This window comes from Sphingobacterium multivorum, from assembly GCF_039511225.1.
Lineage (GTDB): Bacteria > Bacteroidota > Bacteroidia > Sphingobacteriales > Sphingobacteriaceae > Sphingobacterium.
The window spans coordinates 5,022,651-5,044,050 of the sequence record NZ_CP154261.1 but is presented as its reverse complement, the minus strand read 5'-3'; the positions used below and the strand labels follow the sequence as shown (position 1 = coordinate 5,044,050).

The window sequence follows — 21,400 nt, the reverse complement described above, 5'->3', positions numbered from 1 at the left end:
TTATACTTTTTTAATCTTTTCTTCATATTACTAAGTAATTAGCCCGTATTTCATGTAAATTAATGTAAATTTGCCTGTTTTATTTTTACACGAAGGGATGCAACGATTTGCTAATGAGCTTAGAGCTTTAACACAGTATTTTCTGTTCTGGTTAATTATCTGTTTTATAGATAGATTGATTTTTGTTATTGCTTTTTTTGAAAAGATAGGTTTTTCTAATTTCACAGAAATTTTCAGGATTTATTACCATGGTCTGAATCTGGATTTTTCTGCAGTCTCCTATATCTGTGCATTACCATTTCTGGTGTATTGCCTATTAAGTTTCTTTCCAAAACTGAAACCCAAAAGACAGATCCTCGATATTTATACCATTATCGTCCTGGTATTGTTCTTTGTGACAAGTTTTATCAATGTCAATATTTATCGGGAGTGGGGCGACAAGATTTCTAAACGTGCCATTGATGCATTTTTTGCTTCGCCTTCGGGTGCCGTCGCTTCGGCTGAATCCACGCCGGTGTTTCTCCCCATCGTTGGGATGTTGATCGGTATATTCTGCGGTTATTTTCTGTACCGTTGGATGTTTAAAAAAGTCTCTTTTTTCAATCTCAAGTCTCCTGTCAGTAATTTTCTCAAACTGGCAATTGGAGTATTTGTACTCTTCACGTTTATCCGTGGTGGTTACGGAAGAGCAACGTTAAACCCTAGTAAAGCCTATTATTCCGAGGAAACATTTTACAACCACGCAGCAGTCAATACACAATGGTCGCTTTTGCGGGATTTTTTTGCTAAAAGTACCAAGCTTAAAAATCCCTATACTTATTATGGTGATCAGAAGGACATTCAGGACAAGCTACGGCCCGCCTTTCAAAGTCAGCCTGATTCTGCTGTTGAGGTCCTGTCAACCACTCGTCCAAATGTTGTTATTATTATGCTGGAAAGCTTTGTTGGCGATCTCATTCAGTCTCTCGGAGGGGAAAAGGGAATTACGCCACACATGGAAGAATTGATTAAGGGTGGTATTTTGTTTGACCATATTTATTCTGCAGCTGATCGGTCCGACAAAGGCATGGTAGCGGTGTTGAGCGGTTTTCCGGCGCAGGGGCCCGAGAGTATTATCAAATATATCGACAAGCATGAAAATATGCCTGCCATTGGACAGGAGTTCGATCATGCCGGCTACGAAACATCATTTTATCACGGTGGTCAGAGCGAGTTTTACAATTTTAAATCGTATATGCTGACACACGGGATATCTAGGGTGGTGGATAATGCCAATTTTGGCTTAGATGCGGAACGTGCCTCATGGGGTGTCTATGACCATGTCGTCTTTAATCAGATGATCAAGGATTTTAAAAAAGAAAAACAACCTTTCTTTTCGACGATCTTTACTTTAATTAATCACGAACCATTTGAATTAAAACACGGCTATAAATTTGGGAATGCTACCAATGCAGATAAATTCCGAAGTACGGCAAATTATACAGATTCAGCTGTTTTTGATTTTATTAATAAAGCCAAAAAGGAAGCTTGGTATAAAAATACCCTTTTCGTTATAGTGGCTGACCATGGACATCGCCTTCCTTCAGAAAAATGGGAGCTGTTTCACCCCAATCGCTTTCATATTCCGCTGATCTTTTTCGGCGATGTGATCAAACCTGAATATCGCGGCAAAATATTCAATAGAATCGGTAACCAAACGGATCTGGCGGCAACTTTATTGACACAATTGAAGCTTCCGACAGATCATTATCACTGGAGCCGTGATCTGTTTAATCCCACAACACCACAAATAGCATTCTATAATTCTAAAGACGCCTTCGGTGTAATTACACCAAAACAAGCCGTTTCATTTGATAACGTTGGAAGGATCATTAACTATAGAGCCAATAAGGAATATCCGGTTGGCAAAACGGATAGCTTATTGAATATTGCCAAAGCGTACTATCAAGACGTATACCGTGAATTTTTAAAATATTAGGGCTATGAAATTAAAAGGAGTATTTGCACCTTATTTTGCTGTCGCAATTCGTTTTGTCTTTCTTCTGCTCATCTACGCACTATTGCGATTGGGTTTTTATGGCATAAATGCTTCCTTATTCCCCCATGTCGATGCCGGTAAGCTTCTGGTTATGTTTGCCGGTGGCGTACGCTTTGACATTGTGGCACTCCTCTATTTAAATATCCTGTATATTGTTATGCAGACTATTCCAGGACCATTTAAATTGAATAAACCCTATCAAAATGTTGCGAAATGGATCTTCATCGTGACCAATTCAATTGGCATAGCGTTAAATTTGATTGATTTTGCCTACTACCCATTTACCCTCAAAAGGACCACTGGAACGGTAATTGACCAGTTCTCCAATGAATCTAACTTGATCAAGCTGACCTTTGATTTCTGTTTGGATTATTGGTATCTCATTATACTATTGGTGCTGATTGTCTATGGGTTGATTAAATCCTATAAACTTATTCAGATTGAAAAAAACTCGAAATATAGCTGGAAGTCATTTTTGATCCAATTGCCTTTGTTTTTACTGACAGCCTTCCTTTTTATTGGTGGAGTGCGTGGCGGTTGGGCGCATAGCACCCGTCCCATAACATTGAGCAATGCGGGTGATTATGTAGAGACACCGGAAGAAATGAATATTGTGCTCAATACGCCATTCAGTATATTGAAAACATTAAAGGCCGTGAGCCTCAAACCCGTTCATTATTTTTCCGAAACAGAGCTTGAACAGTTATACAATCCCATTCATGTACCGCAATCAGACAAGCCCTTTACAAAGAAAAATGTCGTTGTTCTGATTTTGGAGAGTTTTGCAAAAGAACATTTTGGAGAATTGAATAAAGATATCCAAGGTGGAAAATACAAAGGTTATACGCCTTTTTTGGATTCCTTGATACGCAATGCTTACACCTTTACAGATACTTATGCCAATGGCCGTAAATCAATTGATGCGCTACCGTCGGTCATTACGGGCATTCCTTCGATAGGTGAGCCTTTTGTGCTTTCCATCTATTCTGGAAATGAAACCACCAGCTTGGCGAAGCTCTTAGGGAAAAAGGGATATGAGACTGCTTTTTTTCATGGCGCACCAAATGGGAGCATGGGCTTCTCTGCCTATATGAAATTGGCAGGTATCCAACATTATTTTGGCAAAAATGAGTATAACAATGATGCTGATTTCGACGGGATATGGGGAATCTGGGATGAACCATTTTTGCAATTTGTAGCAAACAAGATCAATACCTTTCATCAGCCATTTTTTGCTAGTTTCTTCTCTTTATCATCACATCATCCATTTAAGGTGCCTGAAAAGTATCAGGGGAAATTCCCTAAGGGACCTTTGCCCGTGCAGGAGCCTATTGGATATACCGATAATGCCTTGCGTGAATTTTTTGCTACAGCGTCCAAAATGCCTTGGTACAAGAATACCGTATTTGTTATCTGTGCCGACCATGCTACTGTAAGCTACCTGCCGGAATATCAAACCACAGCAGGAGCATTTGAAATCCCTATTATATTTTATGCACCTGGTGATAATCTGGTGGGCAAAGCGGATAAATTGGTGCAGCAAATAGATATCATGCCGACAGTGCTGAATTATCTGCACTATGATGAGCCTTATTTCGCCTTTGGTTCAGATGCCTTTAAACCGGGCAAGGATAATTTTGTGCTCAATAATAATTCAGGGAGCTACAACCTCTATTATAAAGATTATATGATGTCTTATGATGGACTGAAAGTGACCTCATTTTATGATCTTAAGAAGGACCGCTTGATGAAACAGGACCTGTTAAAACAGCATCCAGCGGTATTGGATACGATGGAAACCAAGATGAAAGCTTTTATCCAGCAATATAACAATCGTATGATTGAAAACAAGCTGACCTATAAAAAATAATAGCCGGTTTTCTACCTGCTTAATCTAGCGCGAATGCTTCTATCGATAATAAGTAAAACCAAATCATAGACGAGATAGATCAAGGGTAAGGTGAAGATGACCAACAGGATAAAACCACGGGATTTTTCGTCAAAGACTCCATTGACAAAATAGTTGGCCAGACTGGACCAAAACCAAATGAAGAAGTAGAAAGAGCTTGGAATGACTAGATTCCCGATCAGCAGTGCATATCGGTATTTGCCAGTTTTGTATTTTAGATAAATATACCGGATATGTAGGTATAGCAAAAATAATGATCCGATCAGCGCAAGTACATCTGGACTTATCCAAAGAATTACTTTCGCTAACAAGGAGGTTTTTAAGACAACTTCAATATGAAAACGCTCTTTCTTTTCTACCTGATCAATTCTCCAGTGAACAATGGAATCTGTCTGTAATTTGGCGGTTCCTAGATCCTGTGTAAGTACCTCCATCTTCCCATCGAGGTGCAGATACAGTTCAATCGGGCCAAAGGACGACCAGTATCTGGAGGGGAATAAGAGATAATCAATTTTGTATCTGGTCCGAATATCCCGTCGGTCATAGCCCATATAAGCGCTGTATTGAACCTGAATGCTGTTATCACCTTTGTGAAGCTTCGCGGTAAAATAAAAGGCATCATTCAGCGAAATACGCTTCCATTCATCGCTGTCGTAACTGAGCTCATAATAGCCATCCTTTAAACGTAAAAAGGGGAATTTTGAACCGGGTTGATCCATTTTTTTTCCTTCAATTTCGTTCTGATTGACAAGGACGCGATCCAGTCCGTTCATATTTAAAGCAAGGAATACAAGCGGCAATTCAATTGCCTCTTCTGTATGGATGTTATAGACAATGCTGAAGTGACTGCGATAGTCCGCATGATCATCCGAAGTGTCCGCCAAAAGACGAATGTCAATACGTTCGCTGGTAACGCTCACTTTCCCTGCGGGAACGAGCTGTCCTGTTATGCTATGGGGGCTCATTGGATTTGCCATGTTGGCAAACAAGGTCATTACAGCAAGTAATAGATATACAATTGTTATTAGAATTTTATACTTCATTTGCTTGTTATGTCTGCTTAATATCAAGTTCCATATTCAGATGCCGACCTTTACATGATAGCGGTGGTTACATATTAGGATATCCTTGATCTTTAACAAGATGAAAGTAAAAATTAAAATGGAGAAATTAAAAAGCTGATTTATATTCGTCTATCTCCGATTCATATTCGTTAAGTATATTGCTTCATTCCGATGTAAATAAAACTTTCATAATTTCGCTGTTACCAACAGTAATGGAAACGAACTGAAGGTGCCTCCAGGCCAAGGATAGGAGACACTTTGAGAAAGAAAAAGACCTATGCCGCAAAGCATAGGTCTTTTTATATTTCCAATTTTATGGCGGATTAAACACCCAACAATAAACGAGCTGGATCTTCCAATAATTGTTTTACACGAACCAAGAAGCTTACTGATTCACGACCATCGATGATACGGTGATCATAAGAAAGCGCAATGTACATCATTGGACGGATCACCACTTGGCCATTTTCAGCAATAGGACGTTGGATGATGTTGTGCATACCCAGGATTGCAGATTGTGGTGCATTGATGATCGGTGTAGACATCATTGATCCGAATACACCACCGTTGGTAATCGTAAATGTACCACCAGTCATCTCGTCAATCGTTAATTTGTTGTCACGGGCTTTACCTGCCAATGTAGCAATTGCTTTTTCAATTTGCTCCAATGACATGGCATCAGCATTACGGATAACCGGAACAACCAAACCTTTAGGTGCAGAAACTGCGATTGAAACGTCTGCAAAATCAGAATATACAATCTCGTTATCTTCGATACGGGCATTTACGGCCGGCCATTCAGCCAATGCAGTTGTTACTGCTTTTGTAAAGAATGACATAAAGCCAAGACCGATTCCAAATTTCTCTTTAAAGGTGTCTTTATATTTAGCACGTAGATCCATGATCGGCTGCATATTGACTTCATTGAATGTTGTCAACATAGCCGTTTCATTTTTAACGGCAACTAGGCGTTTCGCGATTGTTTTACGTAATGAAGATAATTTCTCACGACGTTCGTTTCTTGCACCCGCTACCGGAGCAACTGTCGCAGCAGGAGCAGGAGCAGGTTTTGCTCCTGCTGCAGCAGCTTTAGCAACAGGTTGAGCTTTTTCAGCATCTTCTTTTGTGATGCGACCTTCTTTACCTGTTCCTTTTATTGTAGCAGGATCAATTCCTTTTTCTCTTAAGATTTTTGCAGCAGCAGGAGAAGCTGTACCAGCAGCATAGCTATCTGGATCTTCATCTTTTGCAGCGGCAGCCGCAACTGGAGCTGCATTTGACGCTTCTGCAGCAGGGGCAGCAGCTGGAGCTGAACCACCGGCAGGAGCAGCGCCTTCTTCAATTGTACAAACAACGGCACCGATTTCTAAAGTATCACCTTCTTGTGCAATGATTCTTAAGATACCCGCTTTTTCAGCTGGTAATTCAAACGTTGCTTTGTCTGATTCCAGTTCGGCGATGTTTTCATCCATCTCCACATAATCGCCATCTTGTTTCAACCATTGTGATAAGGTTACCTCCGTGATTGATTCACCTACGGTTGGTACTTTAATTTCTAAGCTCATATATAATGTTCTTTATTGACAATTGCGTCCTATAGCTAAGACGCAATTGATTTTAAATTGTTTTTATTCGAATGATTTATTTAAGATTTCTGCTTGCTGTGCAACGTGTTGTTTCATGTAACCCGTAGCTGTACTTCCACTTTCTTTACGGGCAACAAAACCTGTAAATGCAATCTCAGTACCCATGAGTTTACGGCAGTAATAAGACCATGCGCCCATGTTCTCATTTTCTTCCTGAACCCAAACAAATTCTTTTGCCTTGTTGTATTTTTTACGGATTGCTTTCAATTGCTCTGTAGGAATTGGGAATAATTGCTCCAATCTCACGATAGCGATATCTTTGCGTTTATCCGCTTCTTGTTTCTCTAATAGGTCGTAGTAAACTTTACCCGAACAGAATAACACGCGTTTAACGTCTTTCGCCGCAACATTTGCATCATCGATTACCTCTTGGAAAGCAGCTTCTGTAAAATCTTTTAATGGTGATACCACTTTAGGGTGGCGCAACAATGATTTTGGCGTAAATACAACCAATGGTTTACGGAACTCACGTACCAGTTGACGACGTAACAGGTGGAAATAGTTAGCCGGAGTAGTACAGTTTGCTAAGATCATATTTTCATCTGCACATAACTCTAAGAATCTTTCGATACGCGCTGAAGAGTGTTCAGGACCTTGACCTTCCATACCGTGAGGAAGCATCATCACTAAACCGTTAGAACGTTTCCATTTTGTCTCTGCACTCGATAGATATTGATCGACGATGATTTGAGCACCGTTGTAGAAATCTCCAAATTGAGCTTCCCAGATTGTCAACGAATTTGGATTAGAAGATGCATAACCATATTCAAATCCCAAAACAGCATATTCGGAAAGTAATGAATTGTAGATAGAGAATTTATCACCACCTTTAATATTCGCTAAAGGAACGTATTTCTCTTCCGAATCTTCAAGTGTCAATACCGCATGACGGTGCGAGAATGTACCACGTTGTACATCTTGACCCGAGATACGTACACGGTTACCTTGATCCAATAAAGTCGCGTAAGCCATCAATTCGCCCATTGCCCAATCGTATGAATCAGCAGTGATCATTTTGGCGCGATCTTCAAATAAACGTGTAATCTTACGGAAGAATTTTTTATCCGAAGGTAAGGTCGTGATTTCTTTCGCTAATTTTAAGAATAAATCCTTTGCAACTTTCGTTTTATCCGAGGTTGTTAATACTTCACCTTTTTTAGCGGGACGCAATCCTTCCCATGCTCCTTTAAACATCGGAATTTCTTCAGTCAATACCTCAACTGTTTTAGCTTCCTCAAATTTAGTTTGTAATTCAGCCTTAAATTCCTTCTCGATATTTTTTGAATACGCCTCGTCAATACTTCCTTCCGTAATTAATTTTTTAGCGTAAACTTCTTTTGGGTTTGGATGTTTTTCGATGATTTTATACAACAATGGTTGCGTGAATTTTGGTTCATCTGCCTCGTTGTGTCCAAATCTTCTATAACATAATAGATCGATAAATACGTCTGTTTTATATTTTTGACGGTATTCAACAGCTAAATTAATCGCATAAACTACCGCTTCAGCATCATCACCGTTCACATGGAACACGGGTGAAGAAGTGATTTTTGCCACGTCTGTACAGTATGTTCCAGAGCGAGCATCCTTATAGTTCGTTGTAAAACCGATTTGGTTGTTGATCACAATATGTACCGTACCACCAGTTTTGTAGCCATCTAATTTCGACATTTGGGTTACTTCGTATACTACACCTTGTCCAGCAATCGCTGCGTCACCATGAATAATGATCGGTGCAATTTTAGACGAGTCACCTTCGTATTTGAAGTCAATCTTAGAACGAACCATGCCTTCAACGATTGGATCTACAGTTTCCAAATGCGAAGGGTTCGGTGCCAAACTTAAATGGACAGATTTGCCATCGTTCGTTTTAACCTCAGAAGAAAAGCCCAAGTGGTATTTTACGTCACCACCAAAGTTTACTTCAGGATCATCAGCGTAGGTTTTACCTTCAAATTCAGAGAATACTGATTTGTAAGATTTACCCATGATATTAGTCAAGACATTCAGACGGCCACGGTGAGCCATACCGATAACGAATTCCTGGATACCGATTTCTGCACCTTTTTCAATGACCGAATCTAATGCTGGGATTAAACTTTCTGCACCTTCCAACGAGAAACGTTTTTGACCTAAAAACTTAGTGCCTAAAAAGTTTTCGAATACAACGGCGTGGTTTAATTTGTTTAAAATTCTCTTTTTGGTCTCCAACGAAAATTTTGGCATGTTACGATCCGCTTCCATGCGGTCCTGTAACCATTTAATTTTCTCTGGATTACGGATATATTTGAATTCTGCACCAATAGAACGGCAATAAGTATCCTCCACCAATTGACGGATGTCTTTCAATGTTGCTGGACCTAAACCGACTTCAACACCTGCATTAAAAACGGTGTTCATGTCTGCTTCTGCAAGACCAAACGTTTCCAATTCCTTTCCAGGATAGTATTTACGTCTTTCACGAACAGGGTTAGTGTGTGTGAATAGGTGGCCACGGTCGCGGTAGCCATTGATCATGTTCAGCACATTGATTTCTTTCAATACGTGCTCGGGAGTAGCCTCGCCTACTGAACTTGTTGTTCCGCCAGCATTTTGACCGAAATCAAAACCTTCAAAGAATTTTTGCCATCCGAAATCTACCGATTGGGGATCTTGCTTGTACGATTGATATAAGCCATCGACATAAGCCGAATCAGCATTACTCAAATATGTCAGATTGTCCATTTACAATTAAAACTATGAAATTTGTCAAAGTTATGAATAAAAAAAGAGTTTCTAATACTGAAATTGAATAATTTAATCAATAAACCTATCCAATTCTTAACATTTTTAGCATGATTTAAAAAGGGCTTCCAACGTCCTACAAATTTATTTTCTATTGGAATTATTTATTTCTGCCGAAGATTTATTTAACGAGTATTTCGTCCAATTTTGGAAGTCCATTTGGGAAATGAGTTTTGATCAATTTTTGCCAGTCCAGCGCTTTATTGTCTTTTTCGCTTGTCCCAACTCCGGCAATATGAGACCATTGTCCATAAACAGTTGCCGGAGAATAGTCTAATAGGTGCTCCTCGTACCAGGAAGCGCCACGAAGCCAGTTGACCTGGTACTCATGAACTAAATAGCTAGCTGCGATTAAGCGTGCTTGATAAGGGATATAGCCGGTCTTCTGTAACTGGATCATCACACTGTTTATAAAATCATGTTCCGTGTGGCCCGATTTCCATTTTTCAAATAATTCTTCATTCCCGTCTAAGGTCGGATGATCCTGAGGGGAGCTGTTCTTGGTGCCTTGTGGCTTAAAGAATATATTCGGATATTTTTTAAGCATAAACCTAAAATAATCGCGCCAGAGCAGAATGTCGACAATCTTTTCAAATCGTTTGTCTTTCTTACCTTCACCCAGTTTTTTGATATTGTTATAAAGTAAAATAGGTGACAAGGCACCTGACGCTATAAAAGGCCCTAGAATCAAAGGGTCCTGGTCCGTTTCAGGATAGGTTGACAATAACGCATGCATAATACTGAGCGCAGTGTCTTCGCCGCCGAGAATATAGATGTCATCAACAGATTTGATCTCTTCCTCTGAATAGCCCAAATCTTTTAATGAAGGAATTTTGGTGTCCTCAAGATGGGGCGGGGTAAGAAAATTGGTCGGAAATGGGATGGGTTGCCGCACCAGGCTTTCCCGCTCAACTTTTTTCTTGAAAATAGAAAAACCATTGGGTATATCTTTAATAGGGAAAGGAAGATCTTCCTTATGGTAGAGGGTGTGACCGATGAAATGGCGCAAATTTATTTTGCTGCTCCAAAGCTCACTTTCTACTTTCTCCGAAATAGAAGTTTCCCGAAGTGCCACCTCGCGGTGATGATACACTTCGTTGACTTGGTATTTTTGGGCTATTCTTGGGATAATATCTTCAGGTTTGCCGACATAAGTCAACAAGTCGCTACCATGGCTCTTTAATTTTTCTTTTAAAGCGGTCACGGCTTCAATGACAAAAGCCGCTCGCAGGACACCTGTATTTAAAGTGCCAAATTGATTGCGGTCGAAATATCGGGGGTCAAAACAGTATACCGGGATGATGAATGAACTTTTTTCAGAAGCTTGATAAAATACTTCATTGTCATGAAGTCTTAAATCATTGCGAAACCAGATCATTGTAGCCCTTTTGTCCATAGAGGTGAAGATAAATACTTTTTAGTGCAGCCTATTTTCAGAAGATTTACAAATATATAAGGATATTGTGTTCTTGAAAGTATTTATGCGCGAATTGACAAAAAAAGGACAATGGCGGTACTTGTTTGGATGGTTTACGCTATTTTGGTTAGGAAAAAATAAAAATAGTGTTAAACTTATTTGATGTTTCTCTGTTCTAAAATCAGGGAATTATGATATTTGTAAGTTATTTCCGTTACTCTTGAAACAATCCGAGTAACATACTAAAAGCGTAAGAAAAACATGGAAAAGATAGCTGCATCACCAATGGAACCGTCCTAGGGATTTTATTCGTTTTAGCGATTAAAGGGTAATATATAAAATACAGCGTACTAGGAAGGAACGATCCTATTTAATGGCTCACGATCGTGAGAACGAATCATTAAATCGTGGTAGTTTCAAAGCCAAAAATATAGAGAATTCGAATGAAAAAGGTTTTAATCAGCGGGCTAAATACCTATTTGGGACGACGGGCATCCTGTTATTTGCAATCCAAAGATTTTGATGTGACTGGATTAGTGCGCAACTTATCCCTTTTTAATAAAATAGTAAAGGAAAAGGTGACGGCAAAGCTTTTTGAATTGGATCTGTTGCGAAAAGGCGAAGCTTTTGAGAATTTTCAGATTGCTGAACTCAATTTTGGAATTTATTTTACGCAGGTTCCCTCACTTGACAATGATATACAGCTTCAGCTTGAATTGCTTGGTCTACGCAATTTTGTGGAAATTTGTAGACGTGCCGGAAATAACCGCGTCATTTATGTCGCGAGGCTAATGGATGAACATTTTTTGGAGCCTGTGCGTGATCTGCTGGAAAATTTACGCGTCCAATATACCATTGTGATTAAAAGTAGCGTCATCGGGAAGGAGAGTGTCTTGAACCGCATATTTGCGAAACTTGCCAAACGGCAGACCATATTTTATTGGAACTGGGTGGCTTCCCTGAAGTTTCGCCCCCTGCCTTTGCTCGATGTTTACCGCTGGCTACGAGAAATGCCTTGGGAAAATAATTTTATATCAGAAGTTATTTACCTCGGTGGCAATGAGGAAATGACATTTAGAGGCTTATTTTACCATTTCCTGAAGTGCACTTCCGAAGGCCAAAAGAGAGAAATAGGCGTCAATAAATTCTTTGCTAAGCTCTTGTTGACAAGGTTGAATGATATCAATAAAGAAGATATTGATGAATTTAGGCGAGTACTTTATTATGAGAAAAATGTAGATAATTCGACTTGGCAGCGCGTACAGGCATTTGAATTTACACCCTTGAAATCCTATGTCTGCATGGATACCTAGGTAATGGTTGAGGTTGTTATACTGATGATAAGGGAGCGAGATCCAAGATCGCTAAAGGTTTTTTCTTTATATCCTGTTTAATAAATTATTCTGTTAAATTTGTGGATTAACGTGTTGAAGCAGATTTAATATATGGGATACAATAGTTTAGAAGCATGTGTTGCGGATCTTGAAAAACATGGTCATTTAATCCGGATCAAAGAAGAGGTCGATCCCTATCTGGAAATGGCCGCCATCCATATGCGGGTGTTTGATGAGGAAGGGCCCGCCTTATTTTTTGAAAATATCAAAGGTTCGGAATTTCCGGCTGTATCTAATTTGTTTGGAACGCTGGAACGCTCGAAGTTTATGTTTCGGGATTCGTTAGACCACCTGAAGAAGTTGGTGGATGTTAAGATGAATCCTGCTGCAGTACTTAAAAATCCTTTTCAATATATTGGTTCCTCGATGACAGCCCTTGGGGCTTTACCCTGGAAAAAAAAATCGGGGGCTCCCATACTTCATGGTAAAACATCGATTAGTAAACTTCCGCAGATCGTCAACTGGCCTATGGACGGCGGTGCTTTTGTGACGATGCCGCAGGTATATACAGAAGATGTTGCCAAACCCGGTATTATGCAGGCCAATCTGGGGATGTATCGGATTCAGCTTTCCGGGAATGATTATCTGCCTGATCAGGAGATTGGTTTACATTATCAGTTGCATCGTGGTATAGGAATCCATCAAACTAAGGCAAATGCGCTCGGTAAACCTTTAAAGGTGAGTATTTTTGTCGGCGGACCGCCAGCACATCCCTTGTCTGCTGTAATGCCGCTACCGGAAGGACTCTCTGAGATGATCTTTGCCGGGGCATTAGGAAATAGAAGGTTCCGTTATTTTTATGATGATGAAGGTTTTTGTATCTCGGCAGATGCAGACTTTGTGATTACCGGTACTGTTTATCCCAACGAAAATAAACCGGAAGGTCCTTTTGGTGACCATATCGGATACTATAGTTTAACTCACCCGTTTCCCTTGATGAAGGTGCATAATGTGTACCATAAGAAAAATCCAATTTGGTCTTTTACCGTTGTGGGGCGGCCGCCGCAGGAAGACACCAGTTTTGGTGCCTTAATCCACGAAATTACGGGGGCGGCCATTCCAAAGGAGATTTCAGGTCTCCATGCAGTTAATGCCGTTGATGCCGCTGGTGTACATCCCTTACTTTTTGCAATAGGGTCTGAACGGTATACGCCTTATCAGCGAGTGGATCGACCGCAGGAAATTTTAACGATAGCCAATCAGATACTGGGTAAAAATCAGCTCAGCCTTGCTAAATATTTGTTTATCTCAGCAAATGAAGATAATCCGCAATTGGATATTTATGATATTCCGGCTTTTTTGGGTCATATCCTTGAACGGATAGACCTTACTCGAGATGTTCATTTTCAGACCAATACGACTATCGATACCTTGGATTATTCTGGCGATGGATTAAATGCCGGTTCCAAGGTGGTTTTTGCTGCCGCTGGTACAAAGAAAAGAGAATTGGGCCGTGAATTGCCGGCTGGTTTTGAACTACCCCGACCTTTCAATCAGGCAAAATTTGTTATGCCCGGTATTATTGCCATCGATGGTCAGGCATTCTCTACCTATGAGAATGAGCCGAAGATAATGGCCGAATGGTGCCGCGCTGCTGCAGGACTCGCCTGGGAAGGTTTCCCGTTGATCGTCTTATGTGATGATGCTCACTTCACCGCCGCTACCGTCAATAATTTTGTTTGGACAACGTTTACCAGAAGTAATCCTGCGTTTGATATTTATGGAATACATAGTTTTACAACATTTAAACATTGGGGTTGTAAAGGACCGCTAATTATTGATGCGCGGACAAAACCCCATCATGCGCCGGCGCTGATTAAAGACGAAACGGTGGAAAGGCGTGTGGATCAACTTGCTGCAAAAGGAGGGTCACTACACGGAATTATTTAAGAGTGCTAATTCCTGTTCATTCAGGTTTATGGTTGAAAAATTAATTTAGAATAGATTTTAAAAGGTTTAATATCAAGATGACTACAACAGAATTATTGGATAAATCAAAAGGAAGCGAATTACAGTTTCAGGAAGTATTGGCGCATATTGCCGATCAGTACAGCTATAGTCCCAGTGCATTTCAAAATGGGACGCTGAAAAATTCGAAAGAAGAAAATCAAGGTAGTGCAAAAGTTTTCTATTTTGCACAGTTAAATAATCTTTCGCAGGAGGATACATTGCGCCTTTTTGCCGAACATTATCAAAATGTACTCGATAATCCAGACGGAGATGGCCATCAGAACATTCGTCAATTTAGGACAAATGGTTGGGATGGGATCCTGTTTGAGGAAGAAGTACTGGTGAAAAAATAATAAATTTAACCTGGTAGCGGTAAAAACCTGAGATGCCCAGGAAAACATCTTGTTGTGGCAGTTTTGAAAAGACAACATTGAAATGGCCATTCCACAGGGTAGCATCGGTGCTACACGATAACGAAACCACGGGAATAAAAAGGGCAGTAACAATAGATTACTGCCCTTTCTTTTTCAACTATTTTGTCAACTAAGCAGTTGGCTTAAGCGTTACTTTCGCAATCCTGTTCTTTGTTTCCACCAAAATAAACCATCCAGCAAATGCCGAATTGATCCTGAAAAGCGCTGTATAGTTCGGCAAAAAATGTTTCGCCGAGTGGCATTTCAACGACCTTTGCATTGGTGCTCAGGGCATCGTACAAAGCTTTCGCTTCGGTGGTGCTTTCGCACATCAGCATGACATAGCTGTTGTTTCCTTGGATATATTGTTGTCCAAAAGCAGGTACGACATCAGCTCCCATCAGCATGCTATCGCCGTTGATCGAAATTGCTGTATGACAGATTTTGTTTTTTGCTTCGTCTGGAACAGGTGGCATCTGTGGGTCGGCAGGGATATCTCCATAACGCATGAAGCCAGGATTTTTTGTATTGAAGACTTTTTCATAAAAGTTGAATGCTTCTTCACAGTTTCCGTCGAAATTTAGATAAGCGTGTAATTTTGCCATGATTTCTAATTTTTGAATATAATGATTACTTCTTTTAACTCTTTTCTCAATTTTTCCTTCCTATAAGACTATATAAATAGCTTGGAAGCACATTGGTAAAATTAAGCTGAAGTTTTCTTAAAAATCTTGCCTTAAGGCAAGATTTAAAAAAGTAGTCCTTTGGGCGTTACCACGGTTTAGTTTCCGTGGACAATTTCTTTCCGGATGCGGCTTAGGGAAGTGTCGGTGATGCCCAGGTAGGAAGCAATATGCTTGAGTGGTGCCTGCTGTATCAATATTGGTTTTTCTTTAATCAAGCGCAAATAGCGGGTAGTAGCAGGTTCGGTAATCATAGCAATAGCCCTATTTTTACTGTGAACAAGTTCCTTGGCCATCCAAGAACGCCCCCATTCCCTAAATTCAGGAATCTGATGAAAAAGTTCCTGAAAATCTTCAAACTTTATTTTCCAGAGACGGGTTTCCATGAGTGCCTGGATATTTTCCACCGTTGGATGGCGTTGAAAAAAAGAGGCGACTTCAATGACAACATCATTGTCCGTACAGAAGCCTATGGTAACTTCATTGCCTTCATAATCGTGTAAAAAGGAGCGTGTAAGTCCATACTCAATCAAGTAATAAGCATTTGAAACCTGTCCTTTGGTCAATATAAAATCGCCCTTTTTGACGGTTATGGCTTCATGTTTTTCTGTAATTGCAGTTAATTCCTGTGGAGTCAGTGCAAGTTCACTGTAGAAGGTTCTAATTAGATCCATGTCCTGGTTATTTGATTACGATGTTAATTTAACGATTAATCTGCAGATCAATTGTTAATAGATTGTGTGATTATTGTAAACAAATAAGTGTTTCATTGATAATTTTGTTTGTTTTGAAAAGTATTTTTGATAAAAATATAATAAATATTAAAAATTATTATGAATTTAGTTTTTAATTGTTTTACTTTGTGTCAATAACATAATGTAAAAACGAAATATTTAAAATTTTCATAATATGTGTGGAATTATTGGCGCTTTTGAATTAAAGCAACCTGCAAGCTCATTGAGATCTCAAGTATTAGAAATGTCAAAACGTATTCGCCACCGTGGTCCGGACTGGTCGGGTATATTCACCGGTGAGAAAGCTTTATTGGCACACGAGCGGTTAGCTATTGTTGACCCTAAATCTGGAAGTCAACCATTGTACAGTCCGGACGGTAAAGTTGTACTAGCAGTTAATGGCGAGATCTATAACCACCATGAATTAAGAAATAGCCTTCCTGATTATGAGTTCTCGACACAAAGTGACTCTGAAGTTGTGTTGGCATTATATTTAGCGAAAGGTCCCTCATTTGTGGATGAATTAAATGGTATTTTTGGTTTTGCACTCTATGATTCACGTGATGATTCCTTTTTTGTCGCACGTGACCATATGGGAATTATCCCCTTATATTATGGTGAAGATGAACAGGGGCAATTGTTCGTTGCATCCGAATTAAAATCACTGGAAGGTTTCTGTACGACGATTGAACAATTTCCTCCGGGGCATTACTTGTATAGCAAAACGGGGAAAGCTCCGCAGCGCTGGTATCAACGTGATTGGGAAAGTTACGATGTTGTAAAAGACAACGAGACCGATATCGCTGTTTTGCGCAAAGGTTTGGAAGATGCAGTGCATCGTCAATTAATGTCAGATGTACCTTACGGTGTACTGCTGTCTGGTGGATTGGATTCATCGGTTATTGCTGCGGTAACGAAGAAGTTTGCATCCAAACGTATCGAAAGTGACGACAAAGAAGATGCCTGGTATCCTCAACTGCATTCATTTGCGGTGGGATTGAAGGGAGCACCGGATTTAATTGCGGCACAGAAAGCAGCAGATCATATCGGAACAATACACCACGAGATCAACTTTACCATCCAAGAAGGATTGGATGCGATCCGTGACGTGATCTACCACTTGGAGACTTATGACGTCACGACGGTACGTGCTTCTACACCGATGTATTTATTAGCTCGTGTAATCAAATCAATGGGCATTAAAATGGTATTGTCGGGTGAGGGGTCAGACGAACTCTTTGGTGGGTATCTTTATTTTCATAAAGCGCCAAATGCACAGGAATTTCACGAGGAAACTGTACGTAAGCTGAAAAAGCTTTACCTGTACGACTGTCTGCGGGCAAATAAATCACTTGCAGCATGGGGTGTTGAAGGGCGTGTACCTTTCCTAGATAAAGAATTTATGGACATTGCGATGCGTATCAACCCTTCCGATAAAATGATTCGCGAAGGAAGGATGGAGAAATGGGTTGTACGTAAGGCATTTGAAGACTATCTGCCAGAAAGCATCGCATGGCGCCAGAAAGAGCAATTTTCTGACGGTGTAGGCTATAGCTGGATCGATACCTTGAAAGAACAGGCTGAAAGTAAAGTTTCTGATCAGGAGTTTGCCGAGGCTTCAACGCGCTTCCCGATAAACACCCCGAAAAACAAAGAAGAGTTTCTATATCGGACAATTTTCGAATCGCATTTTCCTTCAACAGCGGCAGCACAAACTGTTCCATCGGTAAAATCTGTCGCATGCAGTACGCCGGAAGCCTTAGCTTGGGATGCTTCTTTCCAGAATCTGAATGATCCATCGGGTCGGGCTGTGGCCTCGGTTCACCAAGAGAGCTACGAAAAATCCAAAGTGGAAGCCGTGTAACTAATCAACCCTCATATCTATATTTGGTAAAGCCTGGAAAGTTTCTTTTCAGGCTTTTTATGTTTTCTTTTCAACTAAATAAGGGTATATTATTTAATTGATTAAAAATGAATGTGTGTTTTTAAATATTCTTTAGTAATTTTCGGAAAAACCAATCACAGGAAACTTTGGGTTTCTAAATTAACTAAGGTGACCGGAGCACTGTCTTTTTCTGGAGCTTCTTTGAGAGCTAGTGGAATATAGCAACACGTAGTTTGCGCTCGTAGTGTTAGCGTATTAACAGAGAATTATACAATAAATAAAGATATATACATGAAGGTAGATTTAATGAAACAGCGTGGAATGAAATCTTTAGGGCTGGCACTTCTATTGCTGAGCGCTCCAGCTATTTTTGCTCAAAATAAAGAAGCGATGGTTTCATCAATTGTGCAGGAGGCAAATGCAAATTCACAATTGGAGAAGTATGCGTTTGAGCTTGTCGATATGATTGGCCCCCGTCTTGTCGGGAGTCCACAAATGCAACAGGCGCATGATTGGGTTGTCAAAAATTATAATGCGCTTGGCGCACAGGCTCGCAACGAGCCCTATGGTGAATGGCGTTCCTGGGAACGAGGAACTTCTCAGGTGACGATGACCTATCCCCGCATAAAATCTTTGGAAGGTACACAGTTGGCGTTCAGTCCCGTGACCAAGGAGAAAGGGGTTGAAGCCGAGGTTGTGGTAATGCCTTTATTTAGCTCCCCGTCTGATTTTCAGTCTTGGCTTAAGACAGTCAAAGGCAAGATCGTATTGATTGGAATGAATCCGCTTTCTGGACGGTCAGATGCCAACTGGAAGGAGTCAGCTTCTCCGAAAAGTTATGAAAAATATCAAGCCTTAAAAAATGATCAGTTGAAAAAATGGGAGAGTAGTATGTCCTATACGGGAAGCACGCGTCGGACATTGCCATTGGCTTTGGAGAATGCTGGTGCCGTTGGTGTCATCGATTCCTATTGGACGGAATTGCCCGGTATTACACGGATTTTTGATGCGAAGTCCAAACAAATTCCGGTATTTAACGTCGGTCTGGAAGATTATGGTCTGTTATACCGCATGGCAGAACATGGGGTCAAACCTCGGGTTTCGCTACAGGGAAATTCAAAAGAGCTTGGAATATCAAAGACCTATAATAGTATCGCGGAGATCAAGGGAAAGGAAAAACCGGGCGAGTATGTTGTGCTTTCGGCGCATCTAGATTCGTGGGACGGTGCTTCGGGAGCGACAGACAATGCGACAGGAGTAATTACCATGATGGAGGCTGTCCGCATTTTAAGGAAGGTTTACCCGGATAATAAAAGAACGATTTTGGTCGGTAACTGGGGAAGTGAGGAGCAGGGGCTGAATGGCTCTTCAGCTTTTGTCGAAGATCATCCCGAGATCGCTAAAAATATACAGGTGGTATGGAATCAGGATAACGGCACAGGGCGAATTGTCCGGATAGGAGGCAGTGGTTTTGAAAAATCTTACGAATATATAAGCCGCTGGGTGCAATATTTGCCTGAAGAGTTTCGTAATGAAATCCAAACCAGTTTTCCAGGCATGCCGGGGACAGGGGGGAGTGACCACTCTTCTTTCGTTCAGAAAGGAATTCCGGCCTTTGGGCTCTCTTCCACATCCTGGGACTATGGTAAGGTGACCTGGCATACCAATCGGGATACCTATGATAAGATTGTGTTTGATGAAGTAAAACAAAACGCCATTATCGTTGCGATTTTGACTTACCTTGCCTGTGAAGAGCCTACGTTGGTCTCCCGCGATAAGATCACATTGCCAATTGATAAAGATGGCAAGCCGACGGTATGGCCAACAAATCTACAGTCTAAAAGAACGAGTGGCAACTGATGATGAAACAGCTCATTTTTGTTGGTCTATTTTTGGTGTGCGCCCTACTCTCTCATGGACAGGTTTCATTTGCCAATTTAGAAAACTATAGAACCGAGTGGTTGATTCTCCGTGAAAATAATAATTCTCTGGTGGGGATCCGTAGTTTCACGACAAATACTGTAAAATATTATTTAACGGTAGATCCTACTACACTGCAAACGCGTGTAGTAGGAGATCGATCGGTCAGCGTTCTGTACAACGATGCGGCTCAGGTTACAAAAAGTCTAAGTGGTTCGGTATACGAAAGCTGTTTTTCTTTAGTCAGAAAAACTGAAAACAACTTACAGGATGCGGGGCTGAATTTTAGGCTTCCCAAAGAGGCTGGTATTAATTTGACGATTGATCTATGTCCTTCACACAAACCTTTGGACAGGGCTATTTTTGAAGATCTTCTCGCTGCGTTTAAGGGGATAGATCGCAGCCTGCCACTGGCCGTTTCTGTTTCGGGTAAATGGATGCTAAATCATGCCGCAGATCTGGCATGGCTAAAGTCATTGGATGCAAAGGGAGTAAAGATTACCTGGGTCAATCATACGTATGACCATGTTTTTACTAGTAATCCTTTAACATCCAATTTTTTGCTTTCCAAAAATACGAATCTAGGTTATGAAGTGTTGGAGAATGAAAAATTGATGCTGAAAAACGGTCTTCTGCCTTCGGTATTTTTTCGTTGTCCGGGCTTAGTTTCCGATCGGCGTATCATTGAGCAACTATTGTCCTATGGTCTTATTGCGGTAGGCTCGGATGCCTGGTTGGCAAAAGGGCAGCAGGCCAAAAACGGAAGTATTGTCCTGATTCATGGTAATGGGAATGAGGAAGTTGGGGTGCAGGATTTTATCCGATTGCTTCGGACAGAATCTCAGGCCATAAAAACAAAACACTGGACACTGTATAGTTTATCCGAAGGCTTGGATCAGGAGTCACATTAACTATTGAACAACTTGTTTTTTCGGATTGTCTTTCCTTTGCGTAGCTGGATAGCGTGGTAGATACTTGGGATATCGTTAGACCAGTTTCTGAGCGTCAGGATAATAGCAATAATTTCCAGACGTGTGAGCAGGCCTAGCCAGATTGTCAACTGAAATAAGATTGTCGACTGGCAATGAAGCAATAGTTCGACCAGAAACGCAAATAAAAACAGCGTCCAGACCTTCGCGCCAATGGAGTGTGTTGCAATTTCTTTTTTAAATTTTACAAAGCTAATGATGTAGGTTACTATCTCTGATCCGACCAGGATCAAGATTAATGTTGCATGATCCTTAAAAAATTGGGGACAGCTCAAGTAGCTTGCCCATGTAATACAGGTGAAAAACAGGAGATCAACACTGGAATCCCAGCGGCGTAAGAGCGCTGTGGAGACCGCTAGCCTACGGGCGATAATGCCGTCAAATATGTCGCTCAACAATCCGATTACAAGAAATGAAATTGCATACCATTTAAAATGGTCCACTTTGAGCCAGTAAAAGAGCAATAGCAACAGGCCTAAGACAAGGCGCAGTATGATCAGGGCAAAAGGAATGTTCTTTTTCAAAGCCTGTGGATAATCGGTTAAAGCGTTGCTATTAAAGATACGTATTGTAC

15 protein-coding genes are annotated in these 21,400 nt (G+C 40.6%); 8 read left to right on the top strand and 7 right to left on the bottom strand.

Features of this window, described 5'->3' with window-relative positions:
• Positions 1-97 precede the first annotated feature (97 nt).
• Positions 98-1,978 carry an LTA synthase family protein gene (locus tag AAH582_RS21105; RefSeq protein ID WP_046671874.1) on the top strand — a complete coding sequence of 627 codons (1,881 nt, stop codon included), beginning with the start codon at positions 98-100 and terminating at the stop codon, positions 1,976-1,978.
• Between the two features lie 4 nt (positions 1,979-1,982).
• Positions 1,983-3,908: an LTA synthase family protein gene (locus tag AAH582_RS21100; RefSeq protein WP_046671875.1), complete on the top strand. Its 1,926-nt coding sequence runs from the start codon at positions 1,983-1,985 to the stop codon at positions 3,906-3,908.
• Between the two features lie 11 nt (positions 3,909-3,919).
• On the opposite strand, the gene AAH582_RS21095 is transcribed toward AAH582_RS21100, so the two are convergent.
• The 4 genes from AAH582_RS21095 to AAH582_RS21080 all read right to left on the bottom strand — a co-directional run bounded on the left by AAH582_RS21095 (position 3,920) and on the right by AAH582_RS21080 (position 10,837).
• Positions 3,920-4,990 (bottom strand): hypothetical protein, encoded by a 1,071-nt coding sequence (locus AAH582_RS21095; RefSeq protein ID WP_343320402.1) that lies wholly within the window; start codon positions 4,988-4,990, stop codon positions 3,920-3,922.
• A gap of 344 nt (positions 4,991-5,334) precedes the next feature.
• Entirely contained in the window at positions 5,335-6,576 is a 1,242-nt protein-coding gene (gene odhB, locus AAH582_RS21090; protein ID WP_343320400.1) for a 2-oxoglutarate dehydrogenase complex dihydrolipoyllysine-residue succinyltransferase, read from the bottom strand.
• 63 nt (positions 6,577-6,639) lie between these two features.
• Positions 6,640-9,381 carry a 2-oxoglutarate dehydrogenase E1 component gene (locus AAH582_RS21085; protein ID WP_343320398.1) on the bottom strand — a complete coding sequence of 914 codons (2,742 nt, stop codon included), beginning with the start codon at positions 9,379-9,381 and terminating at the stop codon, positions 6,640-6,642.
• A gap of 181 nt (positions 9,382-9,562) precedes the next feature.
• Entirely contained in the window at positions 9,563-10,837 is a 1,275-nt protein-coding gene (locus AAH582_RS21080) for a deoxyribodipyrimidine photo-lyase (RefSeq protein WP_046672438.1), read from the bottom strand.
• 464 nt (positions 10,838-11,301) lie between these two features.
• On the opposite strand from AAH582_RS21080, the gene AAH582_RS21075 reads away from it, so the two are divergent.
• The 3 genes from AAH582_RS21075 to AAH582_RS21065 all read left to right on the top strand — a co-directional run bounded on the left by AAH582_RS21075 (position 11,302) and on the right by AAH582_RS21065 (position 14,555).
• Positions 11,302-12,171 carry a hypothetical protein gene (locus tag AAH582_RS21075; RefSeq protein ID WP_046672437.1) on the top strand — a complete coding sequence of 290 codons (870 nt, stop codon included), beginning with the start codon at positions 11,302-11,304 and terminating at the stop codon, positions 12,169-12,171.
• Between the two features lie 132 nt (positions 12,172-12,303).
• Positions 12,304-14,142 carry a UbiD family decarboxylase gene (locus tag AAH582_RS21070; protein WP_343320395.1) on the top strand — a complete coding sequence of 613 codons (1,839 nt, stop codon included), beginning with the start codon at positions 12,304-12,306 and terminating at the stop codon, positions 14,140-14,142.
• Positions 14,143-14,219: 77 nt separating this feature from the next.
• Positions 14,220-14,555, top strand: a complete 336-nt coding sequence (locus AAH582_RS21065) for a HopJ type III effector protein (protein WP_343320393.1) — start codon at positions 14,220-14,222, stop codon at positions 14,553-14,555.
• Between the two features lie 203 nt (positions 14,556-14,758).
• Here the strand turns inward: AAH582_RS21065 and AAH582_RS21060 are convergent, their stop codons facing one another.
• Positions 14,759-15,220, bottom strand: coding sequence for a VOC family protein (locus AAH582_RS21060; protein ID WP_046672434.1), 462 nt, complete (start codon positions 15,218-15,220; stop codon positions 14,759-14,761).
• A 176-nt stretch (positions 15,221-15,396) separates the two neighbouring features.
• Positions 15,397-15,972, bottom strand: a complete 576-nt coding sequence (locus AAH582_RS21055; protein WP_046672433.1) for a Crp/Fnr family transcriptional regulator — start codon at positions 15,970-15,972, stop codon at positions 15,397-15,399.
• A 235-nt stretch (positions 15,973-16,207) separates the two neighbouring features.
• Between AAH582_RS21055 and asnB the strand changes: the two genes are divergently transcribed.
• The 3 genes from asnB (at position 16,208) to AAH582_RS21040 (ending at position 20,748) form a co-directional block, all read left to right on the top strand.
• Positions 16,208-17,896, top strand: coding sequence for an asparagine synthase B (gene asnB / locus AAH582_RS21050; RefSeq protein ID WP_046672432.1), 1,689 nt, complete (start codon positions 16,208-16,210; stop codon positions 17,894-17,896).
• A gap of 312 nt (positions 17,897-18,208) precedes the next feature.
• Positions 18,209-19,777, top strand: coding sequence for a M20/M25/M40 family metallo-hydrolase (locus AAH582_RS21045; RefSeq protein WP_343320390.1), 1,569 nt, complete (start codon positions 18,209-18,211; stop codon positions 19,775-19,777).
• Complete coding sequence (locus AAH582_RS21040; protein ID WP_343320388.1) at positions 19,777-20,748, top strand: polysaccharide deacetylase family protein; 972 nt, start codon at positions 19,777-19,779, stop codon at positions 20,746-20,748. The genes AAH582_RS21045 and AAH582_RS21040 overlap by 1 nt, the downstream gene beginning before the upstream one ends.
• On the opposite strand, the gene AAH582_RS21035 is transcribed toward AAH582_RS21040, so the two are convergent.
• The gene (locus AAH582_RS21035; RefSeq protein WP_343320387.1) at positions 20,745-21,350 is read right to left on the bottom strand and encodes a CDP-alcohol phosphatidyltransferase family protein; all 606 of its coding nucleotides are present in this window, start codon (positions 21,348-21,350) and stop codon (positions 20,745-20,747) included. The genes AAH582_RS21040 and AAH582_RS21035 overlap by 4 nt on opposite strands.
• Positions 21,351-21,400 lie beyond the last annotated feature (50 nt).